The sequence below is a fragment of the Tatumella sp. JGM118 genome (genome assembly GCF_018257515.1).
Lineage (GTDB): Bacteria > Pseudomonadota > Gammaproteobacteria > Enterobacterales > Enterobacteriaceae > Tatumella > Tatumella terrea.
Genome location: NZ_JAERJR010000003.1, coordinates 88,090 through 111,467 on the forward strand (window position 1 = coordinate 88,090; position 23,378 = coordinate 111,467).

The 23,378-nt window shown below is 52.6% G+C and carries 19 protein-coding genes; 3 read left to right on the forward strand and 16 right to left on the reverse strand.

All coding sequences use genetic code 11. From position 1 onward, the window contains the following. Window positions 1-675 precede the first annotated feature (675 nt). Window positions 676-1,329, reverse strand: coding sequence for a hypothetical protein (locus JK223_RS04580; protein WP_212713041.1), 654 nt, complete (start codon window positions 1,327-1,329; stop codon window positions 676-678). Between the two features lie 704 nt (window positions 1,330-2,033). On the opposite strand from JK223_RS04580, the gene coaE reads away from it, so the two are divergent. From coaE to yacG, 3 genes are read left to right on the forward strand one after another with little or no spacing between them, the layout of a single operon-like run. Further along, window positions 2,034-2,651 (forward strand): dephospho-CoA kinase, encoded by a 618-nt coding sequence (coaE, locus tag JK223_RS04585; RefSeq protein ID WP_212713042.1) that lies wholly within the window; start codon window positions 2,034-2,036, stop codon window positions 2,649-2,651. Beyond that, complete coding sequence (gene zapD / locus JK223_RS04590; RefSeq protein WP_212713043.1) at window positions 2,648-3,391, forward strand: cell division protein ZapD; 744 nt, start codon at window positions 2,648-2,650, stop codon at window positions 3,389-3,391. The genes coaE and zapD overlap by 4 nt, the downstream gene beginning before the upstream one ends. 9 nt (window positions 3,392-3,400) lie before the next feature. Beyond that, window positions 3,401-3,592, forward strand: a complete 192-nt coding sequence (gene yacG / locus JK223_RS04595; RefSeq protein WP_212713044.1) for a DNA gyrase inhibitor YacG — start codon at window positions 3,401-3,403, stop codon at window positions 3,590-3,592. Between the two features lie 53 nt (window positions 3,593-3,645). Here yacG and mutT read toward each other — a convergent pair whose 3' ends face one another. The 15 genes from mutT to JK223_RS04670 form a co-directional block, all read right to left on the reverse strand. Continuing rightward, entirely contained in the window at window positions 3,646-4,041 is a 396-nt protein-coding gene (gene mutT / locus JK223_RS04600; protein ID WP_212713045.1) for an 8-oxo-dGTP diphosphatase MutT, read from the reverse strand. 136 nt (window positions 4,042-4,177) lie between these two features. Beyond that, entirely contained in the window at window positions 4,178-6,883 is a 2,706-nt protein-coding gene (gene secA / locus JK223_RS04605; protein ID WP_212713046.1) for a preprotein translocase subunit SecA, read from the reverse strand. 65 nt (window positions 6,884-6,948) lie between these two features. Next, window positions 6,949-7,461, reverse strand: a complete 513-nt coding sequence (secM, locus tag JK223_RS04610) for a secA translation cis-regulator SecM (protein WP_212713047.1) — start codon at window positions 7,459-7,461, stop codon at window positions 6,949-6,951. A 253-nt stretch (window positions 7,462-7,714) separates the two neighbouring features. Next, complete coding sequence (gene lpxC, locus JK223_RS04615; RefSeq protein ID WP_212713048.1) at window positions 7,715-8,632, reverse strand: UDP-3-O-acyl-N-acetylglucosamine deacetylase; 918 nt, start codon at window positions 8,630-8,632, stop codon at window positions 7,715-7,717. A gap of 101 nt (window positions 8,633-8,733) precedes the next feature. Continuing rightward, window positions 8,734-9,888: a cell division protein FtsZ gene (gene ftsZ, locus JK223_RS04620; protein ID WP_212713049.1), complete on the reverse strand. Its 1,155-nt coding sequence runs from the start codon at window positions 9,886-9,888 to the stop codon at window positions 8,734-8,736. Between the two features lie 72 nt (window positions 9,889-9,960). After that, entirely contained in the window at window positions 9,961-11,217 is a 1,257-nt protein-coding gene (ftsA, locus tag JK223_RS04625) for a cell division protein FtsA (RefSeq protein ID WP_212713050.1), read from the reverse strand. Next, a complete protein-coding gene (gene ftsQ / locus JK223_RS04630) occupies window positions 11,214-12,050 on the reverse strand; it encodes a cell division protein FtsQ (RefSeq protein ID WP_212713051.1) in 837 nt (278 codons plus the stop codon). Before ftsQ ends, ftsA begins: the two co-directional genes overlap by 4 nt. A gap of 497 nt (window positions 12,051-12,547) precedes the next feature. Further along, window positions 12,548-14,023 (reverse strand): UDP-N-acetylmuramate--L-alanine ligase, encoded by a 1,476-nt coding sequence (murC, locus tag JK223_RS04635; RefSeq protein ID WP_212713052.1) that lies wholly within the window; start codon window positions 14,021-14,023, stop codon window positions 12,548-12,550. A gap of 70 nt (window positions 14,024-14,093) precedes the next feature. Beyond that, the gene (murG, locus tag JK223_RS04640; RefSeq protein WP_212713053.1) at window positions 14,094-15,152 is read right to left on the reverse strand and encodes an undecaprenyldiphospho-muramoylpentapeptide beta-N-acetylglucosaminyltransferase; all 1,059 of its coding nucleotides are present in this window, start codon (window positions 15,150-15,152) and stop codon (window positions 14,094-14,096) included. Further along, a complete protein-coding gene (gene ftsW, locus JK223_RS04645; RefSeq protein WP_212713054.1) occupies window positions 15,149-16,375 on the reverse strand; it encodes a cell division protein FtsW in 1,227 nt (408 codons plus the stop codon). The genes murG and ftsW overlap by 4 nt, the downstream gene beginning before the upstream one ends. Then, window positions 16,375-17,691: a UDP-N-acetylmuramoyl-L-alanine--D-glutamate ligase gene (gene murD / locus JK223_RS04650; protein WP_212713055.1), complete on the reverse strand. Its 1,317-nt coding sequence runs from the start codon at window positions 17,689-17,691 to the stop codon at window positions 16,375-16,377. The genes ftsW and murD overlap by 1 nt, the downstream gene beginning before the upstream one ends. Window positions 17,692-17,693: 2 nt before the next feature. Further along, a complete protein-coding gene (gene mraY / locus JK223_RS04655) occupies window positions 17,694-18,776 on the reverse strand; it encodes a phospho-N-acetylmuramoyl-pentapeptide-transferase (RefSeq protein WP_212713056.1) in 1,083 nt (360 codons plus the stop codon). Continuing rightward, window positions 18,770-20,134 carry a UDP-N-acetylmuramoyl-tripeptide--D-alanyl-D-alanine ligase gene (gene murF / locus JK223_RS04660; RefSeq protein WP_212713057.1) on the reverse strand — a complete coding sequence of 455 codons (1,365 nt, stop codon included), beginning with the start codon at window positions 20,132-20,134 and terminating at the stop codon, window positions 18,770-18,772. Before murF ends, mraY begins: the two co-directional genes overlap by 7 nt. Continuing rightward, a complete protein-coding gene (murE, locus tag JK223_RS04665) occupies window positions 20,131-21,618 on the reverse strand; it encodes a UDP-N-acetylmuramoyl-L-alanyl-D-glutamate--2,6-diaminopimelate ligase (RefSeq protein WP_212713058.1) in 1,488 nt (495 codons plus the stop codon). Before murE ends, murF begins: the two co-directional genes overlap by 4 nt. Beyond that, the gene (locus JK223_RS04670; RefSeq protein ID WP_212713059.1) at window positions 21,605-23,371 is read right to left on the reverse strand and encodes a peptidoglycan glycosyltransferase FtsI; all 1,767 of its coding nucleotides are present in this window, start codon (window positions 23,369-23,371) and stop codon (window positions 21,605-21,607) included. The genes murE and JK223_RS04670 overlap by 14 nt, the downstream gene beginning before the upstream one ends. Window positions 23,372-23,378: the final 7 nt, after the last annotated feature.

Sequence of the window (23,378 nt, forward strand, 5' to 3'; positions counted from 1 at the left end):
AGACAGGTCATCAGGCAACAAACCGACCTTCTGAGTAACAGCATTGAGCCTGAGATATTACTGATCACGGGGCTGATGACCGGTAGCATTGTCATCGGTATGTATCTGCCGATGTTTAATCCGGGTGAGGCGATATTTTAACCGGCACACCTCGCCTGTTTTATATACCCATAGACAGGTCATCAGGCAACAAACCGACCTTCTGAGTAACAGCATTGAGCCTGAGATATTACTGATCACGGGGCTGATTACCGGTAGCATTGTCATCGGTATGTATCTGCCGATGTTTAATCCGGGTGAGGCGATATTTTAATCAGCCCGCGATGCCTGTTTTCATACCCGAAGCCAGGTCATCAGGCAACAAACCGACCTTCTGAGTAACAGCATTGAGCCTGAGGTATTACTGATCACGGGGCTGACTACCGGCAGTATTGTCAGCGGTATGTATCTGCCAATGTTTAATCCGGGTGAGGCGATATTTTAACCGGCACACCTCGCCTGATTTATATCCCCGTAGACAGGTCATTCACTCCCCCGACGGTTATCCCTGTAATCACCTGCTGATATTATTTCTCAGTGGAAATATCTGATGAGCTTGTTCAGAGCGAATATTTTCGATGATCAGATACCGGGGCAGCATTCAATTTCTTCACGGCAACCGATGGAAAGTAATCATCAAAAAGTGACGGGATTTAATACTGTGTTGTAATCAACTGGCGTCACTTTCCATAATTTATTGCCCGTATTCTGTAAGATAAATATTTGTTTAGTGCTCCAGGTCCCCCCTGGCACTCCTGCACCAATACTGACAATCTTAATCTTAAGCCCGTCTTTAGTCTTAAAAGTTTTTTGGTCCATTAAACGCATATTTCTCGCACCTTTAACAGTTGAGGCTGTGTCATCTGTTACCTTAATGTCAGGAAAAGCCTGCTCAATGCTTTTATGGATGTTTTGATGATAATCCGCAGGATTCGGGCTGGGTAATAAATTAGCCGGAAAATGACGTACAATCTCCTTTAATGTCAGTGCTGAATCCTTCACAGGATGAGCATTTATCAGTCTGAGCTGGTTTTCGAACTGGCAGGCAGTCATGCTATCCATCAACCAGTTCCACCCCATGTTGGGAAGATTTACCTGAACTTCGGCTATTTTCCCCAAATGCTGTCTGACATTTATCAGATCCTGACATGTGTTTATGCTGACCTTTTTGCCGTTTGCAACGACATCAAATGGTTGCCCGAGCAGAGAGTCATTAAGTGGTAAAGTCGCTGATGCATTTAATGAAATCATTACCAGGCCAATGGTTAAGGCTATTGTTTTTAATGCCATAGACAATTCTCTTTTAATTGAATTTTCATTAGGTTACTGCTTATTCTCCAAATTGTCCCGCAGAGTGATTAAGCTTTTTCTGAACGCTTAAACACAAATGCACTGACGCTGATATCTGACTCCTGAACTTCACCAGAGGACTCTTGCCTGACCGGACACCAACGAACTCACCACCTATCCACGCTTCCGGTTGATCACCCACTAGCAGGACTGCGGCCATAGTGCCTTTTTCATTCAGATGATTTAAAGCGGTCAGCGTATGCTCTTTGGCTCCGTCTTCAGAATATGGCGGGTTCATTGCGAGCTTGTCCAATCCAGGCGCAGCGATAAATGCTTATTTCCCCCGGCTCGCATAGTGCATAACTCCTGCCTAATCACTGTAAACACCCTTTACATTCAGATATAAAAGCACGATACATACCCCGGGGAATATCACGCTTAACGTGTCGTTACGCCGTAAAATACACTGCGGTCATCGTTTTCTTTTTCTCCGGTTGCCCGTGACCTGTTACGTTGCCCGGGCAAAGATCTTTGTCACCCATGTTCAGACGGCCGCAGACCGCAGCCGGAAAATAATAACGTCATAACAGAACTGCGTTTTTATTTTTTATTGGGCTACAATTCGTCTAATCTGCCTGAGATAATTCGTCACTCTGCGGCATTTTTCAGCGGATAGTTTTTTTATTAGTCAGGATACTTATGTTATGACCTATGTTGTCGCACTTACCGGCGGGATCGGCAGCGGTAAAACAACGGTGGCTAACCGGTTTTCTGAACGGGGAGTCCCGGTGATTGATGCCGATAAGATTGCCCGGGAAGTCGTTGCGCCAGGCTCAGCAGCCCTTCAGCAGATTGTGGCACATTTCGGGGATCAGGCATTACTGCCTGAAGGTTCACTGGATCGCCGCTGGTTACGTCAGCAGATTTTTGCCGATCCACAACAGAAGACCTGGCTGAACAACCTCCTTCATCCGTTGATCCAGCAACGGACACAGGAAATGATCGCTGCCGTGACCACCGACTGGTGCCTTTGGGTCGTCCCCTTACTGGTCGAAAATAATCTGCACCTGAAAGCTGATCGTGTACTGGTGATCGATGTGGATGAAGAAACCCAGATCAGTCGTACCATGGCAAGAGACCGGATCACTCGTCAGCAGGCGGAAGCTATACTGATTGCACAAGCGAGCAGGCAATCACGGTTAGCGGTTGCCGATGATATCATCGATAACACCGGAGGACCTGCCGAACAAGAGCAGGATATCAATAGGTTACTCCGTCTCTATCCGAGGCTGGCGTCAGTGAAAAAAGGATCTGTATCATGAGCACCGTAATCCTGTTTGAGTACCCGCTTAACGAAAAAATGCGCACCTGGCTGCGGATCGAATACCTCCTGAATAATCTCAGTAGCAGTCAGCCGGTGAATGATCCTGCCAGTGCATTAAGTTTCTTCCGCGGGATCGGTGACTTACTGGATATTTTTGATCGCGGAGACTTCCGGGCAGACCTGGTCAAAGAACTGGATCGTCAGCAACAAAAGCTTTGCGGCTGGTTATCCGTCAGTGGCGTAGATACCGTCAGAGTCAGTGAACTGCAACAGGAACTCAAACAGCAGGGGATCAGAATGATGGCGGTCCCGCGGATGGGGCAACAACTACGGGAAGACCGGTTTATCAGCCAGGTTCGTCAGCGGCTGGGCATACCCGGCGGATGTTGCAGCTTTGACCTGCCCTCACTGCATATCTGGCTCAATAGTCCGGAGACTGAGCGTCAGGCACAGGTCGACGAATGGTGTTCGACTCTGCAACCCTTAAAAGAAAGTTTATCTCTGGTGTTGGATCTCATCCGTCAGTCTGGTAGTTTCCACACACAAACCAGTCTCAATGGTTTTTTTCAGGATAATGCGGAAGATGCTGATTTGCTTCGTCTGAAGCTTAACGCTGATGACGATCTTTACCCGCAGATTTCAGGGCACAAGAATCGTTACGCTATCCGCTTTATGCCAGCAGACAGTGAACAGGGTGAAATTCCCGCACGTCTGCAGTTTGAACTCGCATGTTGTTAAGAAGGTACTATGCAGGAAGACGTTGTCACAGTGAAATGCCCTCAATGCCAGGCGGATGTGATCTGGGACAGTCTCAGTCCCTGGCGCCCGTTTTGTTCTAAGCGCTGTCAGCTGATTGATTTAGGGGAATGGGCGGCCGAAGAAAAGCGTATCCCGCTGGATGATAAACTTTCTGATGAAGATGAATGGAGCGGAGAGTAACGCTTTCCGTCAGACAGAGGGCACATCCCTGAGGGTTGCGCCCTTTATTTTCATTACAGCTCACCGGCCACCAGTCGGCTGACCAGTTGATGATTGGCCGGCGGGAATTCTTCGGCAATCAATGCCTCCTGCCTGACCCAACGATGCGGCTGTCCCTCTTTCCCCCAGGGCTCGCCCTGCCATTGTTCCACCAGGAAAAAGTGCAATGTGACGTGAACATCCTCGTAGGTATGATCTGCCTGGCCGATAGCCTGTGCGCTGAGCACCTCAATGCCGGTCTCTTCCATCAGTTCACGTTTCAGTGCCTGATCAGCGGTTTCATCTTTTTCAATTTTGCCGCCAGGGAATTCCCATTTATTGGCCATATGCGAAGAGGATGAACGACGTGTCAGAAAAATACCCCGTTGCGGATCCCGGATAATCCCGACCGCTACCTGCAGATGTTTCATAGTTATCCTTATATATAGCAAACAGCAGACCTGTCAGCGGTTTACTTTATGACAGACGATAAAAAGGTCCATGTCGCCATGAACCTCAGACAAAAACAGTCAGAAAGCGCCCTGGCCGTAGGCCAGGGACGGGGCATTATGCAATACGCCCATGGCACTGTTTGTATTTTTTACCGGAACCACACGGACAAAGATCATTACGTCCGACTTTGCGCTCGCCACCCTGCGCAGCCAGTTCGGCAGCCGCTTCAGTTTCTGAATCCACATGGCTCAGTTGTTGCTGGGCCGCCAGACGTTCGGCTTCCTCACGGCGCTGCTGCTCCATGGCTTCGACTTCTTCAGGCATGCGCACCTGAACTTTGCTCAGCGTGCTGACCACTTCATATTTTAGTGATTCCAGCATCGCAGAGAACATGGCGAAAGACTCACGCTTATATTCCTGCTTAGGATCTTTCTGCGCATAACCCCGTAAGTGGATCCCCTGACGCAGGTAGTCCATGGATGCCAGGTGCTCTTTCCACAGCGTATCCAGAGTCTGCAACATCACGCCTTTTTCGAAGTTACGCATCATTTCAGTACCGACGACAGTCTCTTTCTCTCTGTAGTTCTCATCGGCACGTTCCATGATACGTTCGCGCAGTGTTTCTTCATGCAGTTCAGGTTCTTTATCCAGCCATTCTGAAATCGGCAGGTTCAGGTCGAAGTCGGTGCGTAAGCGCTCTTCCAGTCCCTGAACATCCCACATCTCTTCCAGTGATTGTGGCGGAATATAGTTATCGATAGTGGCCGACAGTACATCACCGCGAATACCGTTAATGGTCTCGCTCACATCGGAGACATCCAGCAGTTCGTTACGCTGTGTATAGATAGCGCGACGCTGATCACTGGCAACATCATCATATTCCAGTAACTGTTTACGGATATCGAAGTTACGGCTTTCCACCTTACGCTGTGCATTAGCAATCGCTTTGGTCACCCATGGGTGCTCGATAGCTTCGCCTGGCTTCATACCCAGTTTACGCATCATGCCAGAGACACGGTCAGAGGCGAAAATACGCATCAGGGCATCTTCCATTGACAGGTAGAAGCGTGAAGAACCTTTATCCCCCTGACGACCGGCACGACCACGTAACTGGTTATCGATACGACGGGATTCATGTCGTTCAGTACCGATAATGTGCAGCCCTCCGGCTTCCAGAACCGCGTCATGACGTTTCTGCCATTCGGCTTTGATCGCCTCGATCTCTTCCGGGGTCGGATTTTCTTTTGCTTCAACTTCCGCATGCCAGCTTCCGCCCAGCATAATATCGGTACCACGACCGGCCATGTTAGTGGCAATGGTAACGGCACCCGGCTGGCCCGCTTGCGCGATAATATCGGCTTCGCTGGCGTGGAATTTAGCATTCAGAACATTATGTTTGATACCGGCTTTTGTCAGCTCGTGAGAGACGACTTCCGATTTTTCGATAGAAATGGTCCCGACCAGAATAGGCTGACCATTCGCCGTACGTTCACGGATGTCTTCGATAATCGCCCCAATTTTTTCCTGTTCGGTCATATACACCAGATCAGGCATATCTTTACGAACCATCGGACGGTTGGTTGGCAGAACAATGGTATCCAGCTTGTAAATTGAGCTGAATTCAAAGGCTTCCGTATCCGCGGTACCGGTCATCCCCGCCAGTTTGTCATATAAGCGGAAATAGTTCTGGAAGGTAATGGATGCCAGTGTCTGGTTCTCATTCTGGATTTCAACCCCTTCTTTCGCTTCCACTGCCTGATGGAGGCCATCTGACCAGCGACGTCCCTGCATGGTACGGCCGGTATGCTCATCGACAATAACGACTTCGCCATCTTTAACGATGTAATCCACATCACGGGTGAACAGAGCGTGCGCCCGTAAGGCCGCGGTTACATGATGCATCAGCATAATATTGGTCGGAGAATAGAGGGACTCTCCTTCTTCCATAATGCCCTGGCTGACCAGCAGTTGTTCGATTTTTACCAGACCACGTTCGGTGAGGTGAACCTGACGGGATTTTTCGTCCACCGAAAAGTCACCTTCCCCCTGGAAGGTATCAGAATCTTCTTTGTCCTGACGAACCAGATGAGGGATGATCTTGTTCACTTTGATGTAGAGCTCTGAGCTGTCTTCCGCCGGCCCCGAGATGATCAGAGGTGTACGGGCTTCATCGATCAGGATGGAGTCGACTTCATCCACCAGCGCATAGTTCAGTTTACGCTGTACACGCTCTTCCGGGCTGAAGGCCATGTTATCGCGCAGATAGTCAAACCCGTATTCGTTATTGGTACCGTAGGTGATATCCGCATTGTAAGCTTCACGCTTGGCAGGGGCTGGCATCCCTGGCAGGTTGATCCCGACGGTCAGCCCCAGGAACTCGAACAGCGGACGGTTATTTTCGGCATCACGCTGTGCCAGATAATCGTTGACGGTCACCACGTGTACGCCTTTACCGGTCAGTGCATTCAGATAGGCCGGTAAGGTGGCGGTCAGCGTTTTACCTTCACCGGTACGCATCTCTGCAATGCAACGCTCATTCAGAACCATACCGCCCATTAACTGAACGTCGAAGTGACGCATATTGAAAATACGACGACTGGCTTCACGGACCGTGGCAAATGCTTCGGGGATCAGGCTTTCTAATGCTTCACCTTTTTCCAGGCGGGCACGGAATTCGATGGTTTTGGCTTTCAGTTGCTCATCGGTCAGCGCCGTGAACTCAGGTTCCATTTTATTAATAACATCAACCGACTTACGCATACGACGTAAGGTACGATCATTACTGCTGCCAAAAATTTTAGTTAATAATTTCATGACCATAGTTTTTATAATCTCAGTTCAGCTCATTGGCTTCAAAATTCGGGGAAAGTGTACGTCCGGGACTCTCAGATCTCAGAGGAAGCGGGCCCGGCTCGGATACCCTGAACCCCGGAAAGCCATAACCCGCTATTAAAACCAGCGGGTTGAACGGAAACGAATACATCCTCTGCAGAGGCCGGCTGGCTGACCGGGTGATGTGTCGTCAGCAGCGCATGCAGTGACTGTAAAACAGCAATTTTCTGCGCAGTCAGAGGAAGAAGCTGATGCCGCACCTGCGGTTGCATTTGCGGTAAAGAGAATGAGAGATGGCGGATAACCACTCTGATAGCATGCTGATGCCAGTAATCGGCGCTGATCCCCGGCCTGCGGGCCGTATCACGCAAGCGGATAAGGTTTTCAAAACGAACCGCATTACCGACGAAGAGTGTATTGGCAGATTTTCCGGAGACCGTGCCGGATTCCGGCGGTTGCGCATTCGCGACAGGCAGGCCAAGACTAGCCGCGACCATCCCCAAAAGGAGATGCGGCCAGAAGTACCGTCTGCCAAGTTGTCGCCAACGCGAAAAAATTCCGATCACACTCTATCCATTGAAAACTGATTTATGCGTTCCGGGAGACTCTCAGCAATCCCTGCGTTCACTGACCAGATACGCCAATATAATAGTAATGAGATAGTATCACTAATGTCGGATTTCAACATCAGAGAATCAGGAAGCGATGAATAAATTCGGTGTTTTTGGGGGATTTTTAGACAGCGGACGAAAAGCATAAAAAAACAGCAGGGTTACTGACCGGAGAGAGTATCAGTAACACCTGCTGCATTAAGCGATTTTACGCCAGTACCAGATTCGGTGCTTTGAATGCCTGTGGCAGTTCAGCATCATCTTCGAAGGTCGCCCATTCCCAGGCTTCCTGTTTAGCCAGTACGGCTTGCAGTAATTTGTTATTCAATGCATGCCCTGATTTAAAGGCACTGAACGCACCGATAACGTTATGACCACACATGAACAAATCACCGATAGCATCCAGCATTTTATGACGAACGAACTCGTCATCAAAACGCAGACCTTCTTCGTTTAATACACGGAAATCATCTAAACCGATGGCACAGTCAAGACTACCACCCAGGCACAGGCCACGAGACTGTAAATACTCAATTTCACGCATAAAACCGAAGGTACGTGCGCGACTGATCTGGCGAACAAACGCATCCGCTGAGAAGTTCAGCTGATAACGCTGTGAGCTGGAATCGATCGCCGGATGCCTGAAGTCGATAGTAAAGTCCAGAGAAAAGCCATTGTAAGGCGTTAACTCTGCCCACTTATCACCGTCTTCAACACGTACGGCTTGTTTAATACGAACGAATTTCTTAGCACTGTTCAGTTCGTCGATCCCTGCATCCAGCAGCAGATAAACGAAAGGTGCAGCACTACCATCCATAATCGGGATTTCAGGCGCATCGACTTCAACAATAATGTTGTCGATACCTAAACCGGCCAGTGCTGAGTTAAGGTGCTCAACAGTAGAAATACGCACGCCTTCGTCGTTTACCAGGCAAGTACTGAGCATGGTATCGCGCACGTATTTTGCATCAGCCGGGAAATCAACCGGTGGATTCAAGTCTGTGCGACGATAGATGACCCCAGTATTCGCTGGCGCAGGGCGCAGTGTCAGGCTGACTTTTTTACCGGTATGCAAACCGATACCTGTCGCCTGAACAATACGTTTTAATGTCCTTTGTTTGATCATCGTATTAATCTCGCAATATTACTCTTCGTTCGTCACTATACATGACTGACTGACCGCCAGTTTAGCACAAAGAGCGAACCAGTCCAAATATCGGTATATTCTTAGTCCGCCTGCTTACGCAGGAACGCAGGAATATCCAGATAATCAGGTTCTTTGTTCGCCTGGCCGGCAGGGTCGTTCACCACTTTCGCGGCAGGTTTCTGCTCCTGAGGTAACGGAGTCAGGCCATGCTGCTGATAGCGGTGATCCATGACAGGCTGGCTGGTGGTTTTGTTAGTGACCAGAGTGATCTCAGGGCGCTTATCCATGCCGATACCGGTAGCGACAACAGTTACGCGCAGTTCGTCGTTCATTTCCGGATCCAGCGAGGTACCGATAACGACGGTGGCATTGTCGGAAGCAAATGCACGGATGGTGTTACCCACCGTTTCAAACTCGTCCAGACGCAGATCGAAGCCAGCGGTAATGTTGACCAGAACGCCACGGGCACCGGACAGATCGATATCTTCCAGTAACGGGCTGGAGATAGCCATTTCTGCAGCTTCTTCCGCACGGTCTTCACCACAGGCCACCCCGGATCCCATCATCGCATAGCCCATCTCAGACATCACTGTGCGCACATCCGCAAAGTCGACGTTCATCAGGCCAGGACGGGTGATCAGTTCAGCGATACCCTGTACCGCACCTTTCAGCACGTCATTGGCAGCACCGAAAGCATCCAGTAAAGAAATACCACGACCCAACACTTTCAGCAGCTTGTCATTCGGGATAGTGATCAGTGAATCGACATGCTTGGAAAGCTCAGCAATACCTTGCTCGGCAAAAGCCATACGCTTTTTGCCTTCAAAGTTAAAAGGTTTAGTCACCACAGCAACGGTCAGGATACCCAGATCCTTCGCGACTTCAGCAACAACCGGCGCAGCACCGGTACCGGTACCGCCACCCATACCCGCGGCGATGAAGACCATATCTGCACCGTCCAGCGCAGCGCGCAGGGCTTCACGGTCTTCTTCTGCTGAGTTACGTCCGACTTCCGGGTTCGCACCGGCACCCAGACCTTTAGTAATGTTATTACCAATCTGGATGGTCTGACCCACTGCGGTTTTACGCAGTGCCTGAGCGTCGGTATTCACTGCAAAGAATTCAACACCTTCGATACGCTCGCGTACCATGTGCTCTACGGCGTTACCGCCGCCACCACCAACGCCGATGACTTTTATCACCGCATCATTGGTTAATTCCATAGGTTCAAACATGATTTCTCTCCGTTATGTGCCTGTCGCCTGGAGACCATAAATGCTAATAGCATGATCTCCTTTTAGTAAAAATTAAAACTCTTTTTTCAGCCAGCTGTTAATTCGTTTAAACCAACCACCGACTGATGCTCTTTTTTCGCTATCGCCTTCGCCGCCCAGGTGTGACTCTTTACCATAGTGCAGCAGCCCTACAGCCGTCGAATAATAAGGTTCCTGAGCATAATCGGTCAGGCCGGTAATATTTAATGGCTGTCCGATACGGACCTGTGTATGGAACACTTTCTGGGCGCACGCGGCTAACCCTTCAATCTGCCCTGCCCCACCGGTTAATACGATGCCGGCGGCCAGATGATGTTTTACTCCCTGCTGACGAAGTTGTTCCTGTAATTCCAGAATTTCATCATTCACCAGGTTCAGTAATTCGGTATAACGCGGTTCGATAACTTCTGCCAGGGTCTGACGTTGCAGACTGCGTGGCGGACGTCCGCCCACACTCGGTACTTCGACATTTTCGTCTTTACCGACAATCGACCCTAATGCGCACCCGTGACGGACTTTAATGGCTTCCGCATCGGTCGGGGGTGTCCCGAAGGCATAGGCGATATCGCTGGTCACCACATTGCCGGCATAAGGGATCACTTTAGTGTGTCGTAATGCGCCACCGGTATAAACCGCCATATCCATTGTACCACCACCGATATCAACCACACAGACGCCTAATTCGCGTTCATCTTCGGTTAACACAGCATAACTGGAGGCCAGACCTGCGAAAATCAGCTGGTCCACTTTCAGACCGCATCGTTCAACGGCCTTCACGATATTCTTCGCCATATCATTATGGCAGGTGATCAGGTGAACCTTGGCATGCATCCGGACACCGGATAACCCCACAGGGTTCTTGATGCCTTCCTGGTAGTCGATGGCATATTCCTGAGGGATCACATGCAGAATACGGTGCTCATCACGAACGCGCACAGATTTCGCTGTATGCACGACGTTTTCCACATCATCCTGTGTTACTTCTTCTTCGGAAATCGGAACCATCCCGATTTCGTTCTGACAACTGATATGTTTACCGGAAAGCGCCAGATATACCGAAGAAATCTGACAATCGGCCATTAATTCTGCCTGGTCAATCGCCCGCTGTACACATTTGACCACCGATTCCAGGTCATTCACACCGCCTTTGTCCATACCACGGGAAGGACAACTGCCGACGCCGATAATGTTGACCATACCATCGGGCAGAATCTCCCCTACAAGGGCAGCAACCTTAGCGGTGCCGATTTCTAGTCCTACTACAAGTTTTCTGTCCGTTGACTTGATCATTGTTTAGCCTGTGCCTGCTTTTGTTGCTGGTTACTGTTCTTAGGGTCGACAGGGGCGGCAATCCATCCCACCGCCGCACCGGAGTCATAACGTAAATCTACGTAGCCTATCCGTTTGTTCTCTGCCTGCGCCTGGCGAAGCAGAACCGGGTAGAGGTCAATAAAACGCTGCAGACGTTTCATTGTGTCATCACGTCCCAACTCAATTTTCATGTCATCGCTGGTGACCAGCTGCCATGACCGCCTTGCTGACATCGATGCCGCCTTCAGCGTAATTTTCGATGGTTTTAAGGCATCACTCATCTGATAAAAGCCGGCCATCACTTCGTTTTCACTGCCTTCCGGTCCGTAAAGCATTGGCATAGGTTGCTGTGCCGAAAGACTTAAAGGCAACCGGAATGAGACGCCGTCGGCATCAACGACATTCTGATCATTCCATCGTGCCACCGGCACATATTCAACCAGATGAATCTTTAATTCATCCGGCCATTGCTTCCGGACACTTACCTGCTTAATCCAGGGAAGCCGTTCAATCTGCTGCTGTATCACGTCTACGTTCTGTGACATAAACGTGCCGGGAGGGCCGAGTGATAAAATCGCCTGCCGGATATCATCGTGGGTGGTATAACGCGTTTGTCCGGTGACCACCAGCTTCGATAACGGTAAGCGGGAGGCATCGTCCATCCATTTCAGGACCATTACGCCACCCAGCACCATCGTCCCTATGACCAGTAACAAAAAGATCAATCCGAACAGGCGCGTACCATTACTCCGTCCGGATCCCTGGCGCCCCTGAGGCTCCCGGTTCCGTGTATTTAAAGCCGCCTGAGACATATCAGTTTGTTAACTCCAGCCTATTGCTCATTAAATTCGAAAAATTCATCGCCGCCTGCTTTGCTGTTAAAGTCCCCGGATTCCGGCGAATCGTCTCTGATGAGAGATCGACGGGTGATGGCTGAAAACAACGATGATTCGCATAGTGCACATCGATGCCTTCTGTTCTGCGACCCTTTAACCTCTGCAGGACGTCTTTGTTCTGCGCACGCTGCCGTCGTTTTTGAGCATCTGAGTGACAGAAATCCTGTGTCTCATCAGCAAGATACTAAGCATTGTAGTCGCAAAATTCACTTTTAACCTTAATACATGCCGGACGCCGCAGTTTCTTACCTGCTCCCCCGGAAACGTCTGTCGTGTCACCGGGGCCGTCCGTCACGGGGAATATTACTATCCCCTTGAAAATAATTCGTTTAAACCGCTCTTCGGCCGATGACGGTGACAGCTTGTCACGCCCTTTTCCGGCACGGTAACCCCGGGCATTCCCGGGCCCCTGCTCAGCCAGGCTGTTCTTCTGTCCGGGTCATCTGCTGCAACTTCCGATCAGCCAGCGTCCGCGCTATGCGTCCGACGGTTCCTGCCCCCTGCGCCAGAACGAGATCATTTCCGCTCAGGGCCGGAGCCAGCGCATCGGCCAGCATCTCATTATCGGAGACCAGTATCGGTTCAACTTTGCCACGGCTTCTGACAGAGCGGCAAAGTGCACGACTATCGGCCCCGGCGATCGGTGCTTCTCCCGCAGAATAGACTTCCAGCATCAGCAGGACATCCACCTGAGACAGCACGTTCGCAAAATCATCGAACAAATCACGGGTACGCGTATAACGGTGAGGCTGAAAAATCATCACCAGCTTTTTATCCGGCCAGCCGGCCCGCGCAGCTTTAATGGTGGCATCCACTTCCGTCGGATGATGACCGTAATCATCTACCAGCATCGCCGTCCCGGGCAGACCATTCACCGGTGCCGTCGGGTATTCCCCCAGAAGATCAAAGCGGCGCCCTGTCCCCTGGAAATTTTCAAGCGCGGTGAGGATATCTTTATCTTCGATGCCCTCTTCACTCGCCACCGCGACGGCTGCGGCGGCATTCAGCGCATTATGGCGTCCCGGCGCATTCAGAGTGACTGTCATCACCGGTTTATCATGACGGACCAGAGTAAAGTGCCCCTGAGCCCCTTGCTGCCGGTAGTCTTCAATCCTGACATCGGCATCGTCACTGAAACCGTAAGTCGTGATCTGACGCCCGATCTCCGGAATAAGCTCGCGGATCACAGGGTCGTCTACACACAACACGGCACGCCCATAAAACGGCAGATTATGTAAAAAGTTCACGAAGGTCTGTTTCAGGATGTCAAAATTTCCCTGATACGTATCCATGTGATCCGCTTCAATATTTGTTACCACGGCGACCATCGGTTGCAGGTGCAGGAACGATGCATCACTCTCATCCGCTTCAGCAATCAGGTAACGACTACTGCCCAGCCGGGCATGTGTGCCGGCGGCTTTCACCAGCCCGCCATTGACAAAGGTCGGATCCAGTCTACCTTCGGCATAAATACTGGATACCATCGCGGTAGTCGTCGTTTTACCGTGGGTACCGGCAATCGCAATTCCGTGACGGAAACGCATCAGTTCTGCCAGCATCTCTGCACGACGGATCACCGGGATCCTGGCCTCACGGGCGGCGATCAGTTCCGGGTTGTCCGCCGATATGGCACTGGAAACCACGACCACACTGGCGTCGGTCACATTCTCGGGCCGGTGGTTGAAATAAATGGTCGCCCCCAGCGCACTCAGATGCTGAGTGACCGGGTTCGGTGCCAGGTCAGACCCACTGATCTGATACCCTTCATTCGCCAACACTTCAGCAATACCGCCCATCCCGGCACCACCAATGCCGACGAAATGGATATGCCTGACCCGACGCATTTCAGGCACAACAGACCGCAGTTTTGCTAATTGTTGAGTATTCATCTCGTTACACTACCTGTTCATACTTTCCCCGGGACATCCCCCCGGAAAAGCCGCTCACACGGAGCTATATTCATTTAACGACTTTCGCCACTTCATTTGCTACGCGTTCAGTCGCGTCCGGAACGGCAACTGCGCGGGCATTCAATGCCATCGCCAGCAACTGCTGACGATCCCAGCTATTTAAGGTTTCTGCGATAACAGAAGCCGTAAAGGCGGGTTGTTCAAAAATCCTGGCCGCCCCGGCATTCTCCAGCGGCAGCGCATTCCAGTACTGCTGCCGATCTTTATGCTGAAATGGCACGAAAATCGCAGCCAGCCCGGCGGCAGCGATCTCACTGACCGTTAATGCCCCGGAACGACAAACCACCACATCGGCCCAGGCATACGCCTGTGCCATATCATCAATAAACTCATTGATGCGATGACCGGTCTGTCCGACACTGGCATATTCAGCTTCAACGGCTTCCAGCGCACCTTTACCGGTCTGGTGCCAGAGAGTAATACGGTCACCACATTTTTCAGCCACGTAAGGCATTGTCTGGTTCAGTACTCTGGCCCCCTGGCTGCCCCCGACGACAAGGACACGTATCGGCCCTTCACGGCCGGCAAAACGTTGTTCCGGTGACGGTAAGGCCAGCACGTCAGTGCGCACCGGATTCCCGACCACATCGGCTTTCGCAAAAGCCCCGGGGAAAGCCTGTAACACTTTGCTGGCAATCCGTGATAACCCTTTATTTGTCAGGCCGGCAATCCCGTTCTGCTCATGCAGCACCACAGGAATACCACAACTCCACGCCGCCAGCCCGCCGGGACCGGAAACATAGCCGCCCATGCCCAGCACCACATCCGGTTTCCAGCGTTTCATAATCGCCCTGGCCTGCCGCCATGCCGTAAAGATACGCCAGGGGGCCAGCAACTGGGCTTTTACGCCTTTACCGCGTAATCCGCTGATGCGGATAAAATCAATTTCAATACCATGCTTCGGGACCAGATCCGCTTCCATACGATCAGCGGTTCCCAGCCAGCGAACCTGCCAGCCCTGTGCCATAAGGTGATGGGCCACAGCCAGGCCCGGAAAAACATGTCCGCCGGTGCCCCCGGCCATGACCATTAATCGTTTGCCGCTCATCGGCTACCCCGGGTAAACGCCTGCGCTTTGGTCAGGCGTGTTTCATAATCTATTCGTAATAACAGCACGATGGCTGTCGACATGATGATCAGGCTGGACCCACCGTAACTGATTAACGGCAGGGTCAGACCTTTGGTCGGCAGCATCCCCGCAGCAGCACCGACGTTAACCAGCGCCTGGAAACTGAACCAGACCCCGATAGCACACGCCAGAAAGCCGGAAAAACGTTGATCCAGCTCCAATGCTCTGCGGCCAATCGACATCGCCCGAAAAGCGACGAAGAATACCATCAAAAGAGCCAATGCCACACCGAAAAAGCCGAGTTCTTCGCCGATAATTGAGAAGATAAAGTCGGTATGGGCTTCAGGCAGATATTCCAGCTTCTGAACCGAGTTCCCCAGCCCTTGTCCCCAGAACTCACCCCGGCCAAAAGCCATCAGAGACTGGGTCAGCTGATAGCCGCTGCCGAAAGGATCCGCCCAGGGATTCCAGAAGGAGGTCACGCGGCGCATACGATAGGGCTCCGCCAGGATCAGCAGCACCACGGCGAAAAGCCCGGAACCGATAATCGCGAGAAACTGCCACAGTTTTGCCCCGGCCAGAAACAGCATGGCCAGTGTCGTTACAAACAGTACGATGACCGTCCCAAGGTCGGGCTGCGCCAGCAGCAGGACTGCCAGTACCACCATGACCCCCATCGGTTTACAGAATCCCCAGAAATTACTGCGGACCTCATCCACCTTTCGCACCAGATAGCTGGCGAGATAACAGAACAGAGACAGTTTAGAAAATTCTGCCGGCTGAATACGCAACGGTCCCAGGGCTATCCAGCGGGATGCACCGTTGACCGAACTCCCCACCACCAGTACAACCAGCAACATAACCATAGAGATCAGCAGCATCACGTTACTGTAACGTTGCCAGAAAGACATCGGTAAACGCAGCGTGACCAGCGAGATAGCAAACCCCAGCCCCAGATAGAAGGCATCACGTTTAGCAAAATAGAACGGGTCGTCATTCATTCTCTGACCGACCGGCACAGACGCGGAAGTCACCATCACAAAACCGATGATGGCTAAACCAAAGGTCAGCCATAACAGGGTGCGGTCATACAGAATAATGGCTGTATCGTCGCTCTCTTTTGCCCCCATCACCCAGTCTCTCAGACGACCGGAGATGGCAAGTATCAGTGCGAGAGGGTATCTCAGGCCCGGGATACGCATTAACCTAACTCCTTTGCAAGACGGGTAAATTCATCACCCCGTTGCTCAAAATTTTTAAACTGATCGAGGCTGGCGCAGGCCGGCGATAACAGAACCAGATCCCCCGGAGCCGTCTGCGGGGCTATCTCTGCCATCGCTTGCTGCAGGGTCTCGGTCCGCACAGAGATCTCGGGGCGCAGAGCCGCCAGTTCATCACCGTCACGACCGAAGCAGTAAATTTTCAGGTTATCTCTCTGCAGATACGGTAACAGCGGTGTAAAGTCTGCCGATTTACCGTCCCCGCCCAGCAGCAACCATAACTGACCTTTCACGGTCAGCCCTTTCAATGCCGCCTCGGTGCTACCCACGTTGGTAGCTTTCGAATCATTAATCCAGTCAACGCCATGTTGACGGTGCGCCAGGCAATACCGGTGACTCAGCCCTGTAAACGTCGTCAGCGCCTTCAGGCTGGTCGCCCGGGGTAATCCGACGGCATCCGCCAGAGCCAGGGCAGCGAGGGCATTCGTGTAGTTGTGCTGCCCGGTCAGTCTCATTTCCCCGGTATCCAGCACTTTTTCCCCTTTGACCCGCAGCCAGGTACTCCCCTGCTGCGTGTTCAGGTGATAATCACCGACATTCACCCCGAAACTGATACACCGGCTGTCCACGCCGCGCACCGGCATCGTTAATCCGTCATCCGCGTTGACGACACAGGTGGTCGCCTGTTCGTAAATGCGTAATTTGGCAGCACGATATTGCTGCATGCCCAGCGGGTAGCGATCCATATGATCCTCGCTGACATTCAGAATGGTCGCGGCGGCCGCTTTCAGGCTATGGGTGGTTTCCAGCTGAAAGCTCGATAGCTCCAGCACATATAATTCGACAGTCTCACTGAGCAGCGAGAGTACCGGCAGACCGATATTACCGCCGATGGCCACCTGGCAACCCGCTGCTTTCGCCATTTCACCCACCATCATCGTCACGGTGCTTTTACCGTTAGACCCGGTGATAGCGACGATCGGGGCCCGGGCCTCACGACAAAACAGTTCAACGTCCCCGACGATCTCGACTCCCGCCTCTTCTGCACGGGAAAGTGCCGGATGGGAAAGTGCGATACCCGGGCTTGCGACGATTAAATCCGCGTCCAGCAACCAGTCTTCATTAATGCCCCCGACAAAACGTTCTACTGTTTCAGGGAGTTTTTCGAGTCCCGCCGGTGATATCCGGGTATCTGTGACACGCGGGGTAACTCCCCGCGCCAGAAAGAAATCAACACAGGAGAGGCCGGTCAGCCCCAGCCCGATAATGACGACTTTTTTACCCCGATAGTCAGACATAATTAACGTACCTTAAGGGTTGCCAGCCCGATCAGAACCAGCATTAATGAGATTATCCAGAAGCGTACGATGACACGCGGTTCCGGCCAGCCTTTCAGTTCATAGTGATGATGGATCGGTGCCATACGGAAAATACGCTGTCCGCGGAGCTTGAACGATCCCACCTGCAGAATGACCGACAATGTTTCCACGACAAAAACACCGCCCATAATCACCAGCAGAAACTCTTCACGCAGTAACACGGCTATGGTCCCTAACGCGCCGCCCAGGGCCAGCGACCCGACATCTCCCATAAAGACCTGAGCCGGATAGGTGTTAAACCAGAGAAAGCCGAGTCCGGCACCCACAATCGCTGTACAGACAATCACCAGTTCGCCGGCATAGCGCAGATAAGGGATATGCAGATATTCGGCAAAATTCACGTTACCGGTGGCCCAGGCTACCAGCCCGAATCCGGCGGCCACAAACACGGTCGGCATAATCGCCAGGCCGTCCAGGCCATCGGTCAGATTCACTGCATTACTGGTTCCCACAATGACAAAGTAGGTCAGTAACAGATAGCTGAGGCCCAGCTGAGGCATCACATCTTTGAAGAACGGCACCACCAGTTCTGTGGCCGGCGTTCCTTTACCTGTCGCATATAATGCAAAGGCAACGGTCAGCGCGATCACGGACTGCCAGAAATATTTCCAGCGGGCAATCAGGCCTTTGGTGTCTTTGCGCACGACCTTACGGTAATCATCAACAAACCCGACAATCCCGTAGCCAATCAGTACGAACAGCACACACCAGACATACGGGTTTGACGGATAAGCCCACATCAGTACCGAAATCGTGATAGAGGCAAGGATCATCAGGCCCCCCATCGTCGGGGTCCCCCGTTTACTGAAATGTGATTCAGGGCCGTCGTTACGGACGACCTGACCAATCTGTAACTTTTGCAGCCAGGTGATCAGGCGAGGGCCCATCCACAGGCTGATAAATAACGAAGTCAGCAGACTGACAATCGCGCGAAATGTCAGGTAAGAAAAAATATTAAACCCGGAATAAAATGAAACCAGATGTTCAGCCAGCCAGACTAACATGCGCCCATCTCCTGTAATTGCTGAACCACTTCTTCCATAGCTGCACTTCGCGAACCCTTAATCAAAATAGTGACTTCCTGATGTTCAGATAATAATGTCTTTAACCGGTCAACCAGCGCCGGTTTGGTAATGAAATGTTCCCCGTCCGGGCTCTCTTCTGAGATAAACCGGCTCAGATGACCGGTACTTAATACTTTATCGATCCCCGCTTGCCGGGTGGCCTGGCCCACGGCACGATGACATTGTTCCGCTTCATCGCCCAGTTCCCCCATATCCCCGACCACCATGATCCGGTAGCCCGGCATTTCGCCCAGCACCTGTGCAGCGGCAGTCATCGACCCGACATTCGCGTTATAGCTGTCATCCAGCAAACGGTGTGTTTCAGACAGCCGGATGGGATAAAGACGCCCGGGGACGGGTTGCAGAGTACTGAGTCCGTGGCGGATGGCGCTGAGTGGTGCACCGACCGCCTGAGACAATGCGGCGGCCGCCAGGGCATTCGCTATATTGTGGCGGCCTGGCAATGGCAGAGTCACTTCCACCTCTCCCTGCGGAGAGTGCAACGTAAATGAGGTTCCCCCGCCGTGGATCACAACCTGGCTGGCATAAAAACCGACCCCGGCTTCCGCGTTTGGCGAGAAATGCCAGACGATTTTATCTGCCAGGCGAGGCTGCCAGTTCACCTGATCATTACTGTCGTGATTAAGAATAGCGATGCCTCCTGCCGGGAGACCTTCGAAAATTTCACCTTTCGCTTTCGCCACTCCGGCCAGAGATCCAAAACCTTCCAGGTGCGCCGCGGCCAGGTTGTTGACCAGTGCCGCTTCAGGCCGGACCATCGCCGTGGTGTAGGCGATTTCCCCCTGGTGGTTTGCCCCTAACTCAATGACTGCGTATTCATGCTCCCGGGTCAGCCGCAATAACGTCATCGGCACACCAATATCGTTATTCAGGTTGCCCGCGGTGTAGAGCGTATTACCACACTGCTTCAGGATGGCGGCGGTCATCTCTTTCACCGACGTTTTCCCCGAAGAGCCGGTCAGAGCCACCACCCGGGCAGGGACCTGCTGCCGGACCCAGCCAGCCAGCTCACCGAAAGCAATGCGGGTATCTTTGACCACCACCTGCGGAACATCTATCGGCAGAGGTTTACTCACCAGTAAGGCCCCCGCGCCAGCGGTAATAGCATCTGCAATAAAGTCATGCGCATCAAAACGCTCACCGATTAGGGCAACAAACAGGCAACCCGGCGTCACTTTACGGGTATCCGTGGTGACGACAGTAAACTCAAAGGCCGGTTCCCGCGAGAGTTGCCCGCCGGTCACCGCAGCCAGTTGCTGTAAACTTACGGAAATCATGCCATTACTCCCAGCAGCCCCGCGACAGTCGTCCTGTCCGAGTAATCAAAACGTCGTTGCCCGATAATCTGATAATCTTCATGGCCTTTACCGGCGACCAGCACAATATCGTCCGGCCCGGCCTGTGCCAGTGCCTGTTCAACGGCACGGGCCCGGCCCGCGATAGTCAGCGCTTTCCCCGGGTCCAGCAAACCACTGAGAATATCTTTGACGATAGCGGCGGGATCTTCGGTGCGCGGGTTATCGTCAGTGATGACGACCTGATCGGCCAGCTCTTCAGCAATCGCCCCCATCAGCGGGCGTTTACCTTTATCCCGGTCACCGCCACAGCCAAACAGGCACCACAGCTTGCCGCGGCAGTGTAAGCGGGCGGCGGTTAAGGCTTTTTCCAGTGCGTCCGGGGTGTGGGCATAATCGACCACCACCGCAGGACGGCCTTCGGTATGGAAAACTTCCATACGTCCGCAAACCGGTTGCAGCTGTTGTGCCGTTTCACATAAGCGCGCCAGCGGATATCCCAGCGACAATAAGGTGGCCATCGCCATCAGCATGTTGCTGACATTGAATGCCCCCATCAGCTGGCTGGTAAACTCACCCTCACCCCAGTCAGAACGGAAAGTCACTCTGGCACCTTTTTCCAGATAGACGACACTGACGGCCTCGACCGCGCGACCCTTATGGTCCGGGGCGATATTCCCTTCCATACTGACCGCCACACCGTCCGTCAGCTTTTTCAGCCATAAACGTCCGGTCGTGTCATCCGCATTGATAATGGCTTGCCCGACCTGATGTTCGGAGAACAATGACCATTTTGCGGCTTCGTAGCTTTGCATATCCCCGTGGTAATCCAGGTGATCGCGGCTCAGGTTGGTGAAGACGGCGGCGGCAAAGGGAATGGCAGCCACCCGATGCTGAACCAGCCCATGAGAAGAAACTTCCATTGCCGTCAGCGTAGCCCCGCGGGCCTGCAGATCTGACAGCACATGCTGAATCTCTACCGCTGACCCGGTGGTATTTTCTGCCGGAACCAGCTGACCAAAAAGACCGTTACCGACGGTTCCCATCACGGCACCGGTTTCACCCAGCAGATTAGCCCATTGAGCCAGCAACTGACTGGTGGTGGTTTTACCGTTGGTCCCGGTAATACCAATGACTTTCTGTTGCTCCGCCGGCTGACCATAGAATCGACCGGCCAGTGCAGAAAGGCGTTGCGACAGTTGTCGCAGGTAGATCACCGGCACGCCCTGAAATTCTCTGATATCCCCGTCGGCAGCTTCACCTTCGGCCTCGGCAATCACCGCCGCGGCGCCCCCGGCAATCGCCTGCGGGATATATTGGCGACCATCGGCCTGATGCCCCGTAACAGCCACGAACAGATCGCCGGCAGCCGCAGCGCGGCTATCCAGTGTCATTTCCCTCAGTTGACGCTCCGGCGCACCCGGCACCCAGGGGGCCAGCAGGTAACGCAAGTTACGATCTGTCACTTGAATCCCCATTGTTATTAGTTACTGAATCATTTTTGTCACTGACGGGTAAGGCATCCGGCTCGATATTCATCGTGCGTAGCACGCCGCCCATAATGGCGCCGAATACCGGTGCAGATACCGCACCCCCGTAATATTTACCGGCCTGCGGGTCATTGATCACAACCACCAGCGCAAAACGCGGGTGGCTTGCCGGTGCGACACCTGCGGTATAAGCGATATATTTATTGATATACCGTCCGTCAGGGCCGACCTTTTTCGCGGTCCCGGTCTTAATGGCAATACGGTAACCTTTAATGGCCGCTTTTACCCCGCCACCGCCCGGCAGAGCCACACTCTCCATCATATGGAGAACCGTTTTAACCGTCGCTTCAGGGAATACCCGTTCACCGCCGACCGGAGGATCGACTTTGGTAATGGAGAGGGGTCTGGCTATGCCATAGCTACCGATCGTGGCATAGACCCGCGCTAGCTGTAACGGGGTGACCATCAGGCCGTAACCGAAGGAGAAGGTGGCCCGCTCAATGTCAGACCACCGTTGTTTTTTGGGGAAAATACCGCTGCTTTCACCGACTAACCCGAGGTTGGTCGGTTTCCCGAGGCCAAAGCGTGAGTAGGTATCGACCAGAGCCGAAGACGGCATCGCTAACGCCAGCCGGGAAACACCCACATTACTCGACTTCTGTAAGACGCCGGTGAGCGTCAGTTCGTTATATCGTGCAACGTCTTTGATTTCATGACCATTAATCCGGTACGGCACGGTATTGAGCACACTGCCTTCCCGCACAACCCCCCGCTGTAATGCCGTCATCACGACCATCGGTTTTACGGTCGAGCCTGGCTCAAAGATATCGGTGATAGCCCGGTTTCTCATGACATCTTTCGAGGTATGCCCCAGATTATTGGGGTTATACGCGGGGCTGTTAGCCATCGCCAGAATTTCGCCGGTATTCACATCCACCAGCACCGCAGACCCGGATTCCGCTTTATTAAAAGCCACCGCGTTGTTCAGTTCGCGATACACCTGGGCTTGTAATCGCTCATCGATACTCAGCGTCAGATTATGTGCCGCCTGGCTATCGGTAGAGGAGATATCCTCAATCACCCGGCCCTGACGATCTTTGCGGACCGTACGTTCACCCGGCTGACCGGTGAGCCACTGATTAAAGCTCTTTTCGATACCCTCAATGCCCACGCCATCGATGTTGGTAAAACCGATTAAGTGCGCAGTCACCTGCCCTGCCGGATAATATCGGCGTGACTCTTCCCGCAGGTTTACCCCGGGCAGTTTCAGCTTTTTAATGTAGTCACCCACCGAGGGCGTGATCTGGCGGGCAAGATAGATAAAACGGCTATTCGGATTGGTCGTGACACGGGCAGATAACTGATCCGTGGTCATCGATAACGTATCCGCCAGGGCTTTCCAGCGGTTATCGAGGGTGACCCCGCCTTTCTCAATCACTTCTTTCGGATCGATCCAGACAGCATTGACCGGCACGCTGACGGCTAAAGGCCGGCCGGCACGGTCGCTGATCATTCCCCGGGAAGACGGAATGGACTGCACACGCAACGAGCGCAAATCCCCTTCCCTGACCAATTTACCGGGATTGACGACCTGCAGGTAACCGACCCGGGAGATGAGACCTACCAGTGCAGCCAGAATTCCCAGACAGAGCAACGCAAAACGCCAGCTGATAAAGCTGGCCTTATTTTCCTGTTTTCCGGATTTCAGCGTTTTCTTCGCGCTGCTCATTCAGTCA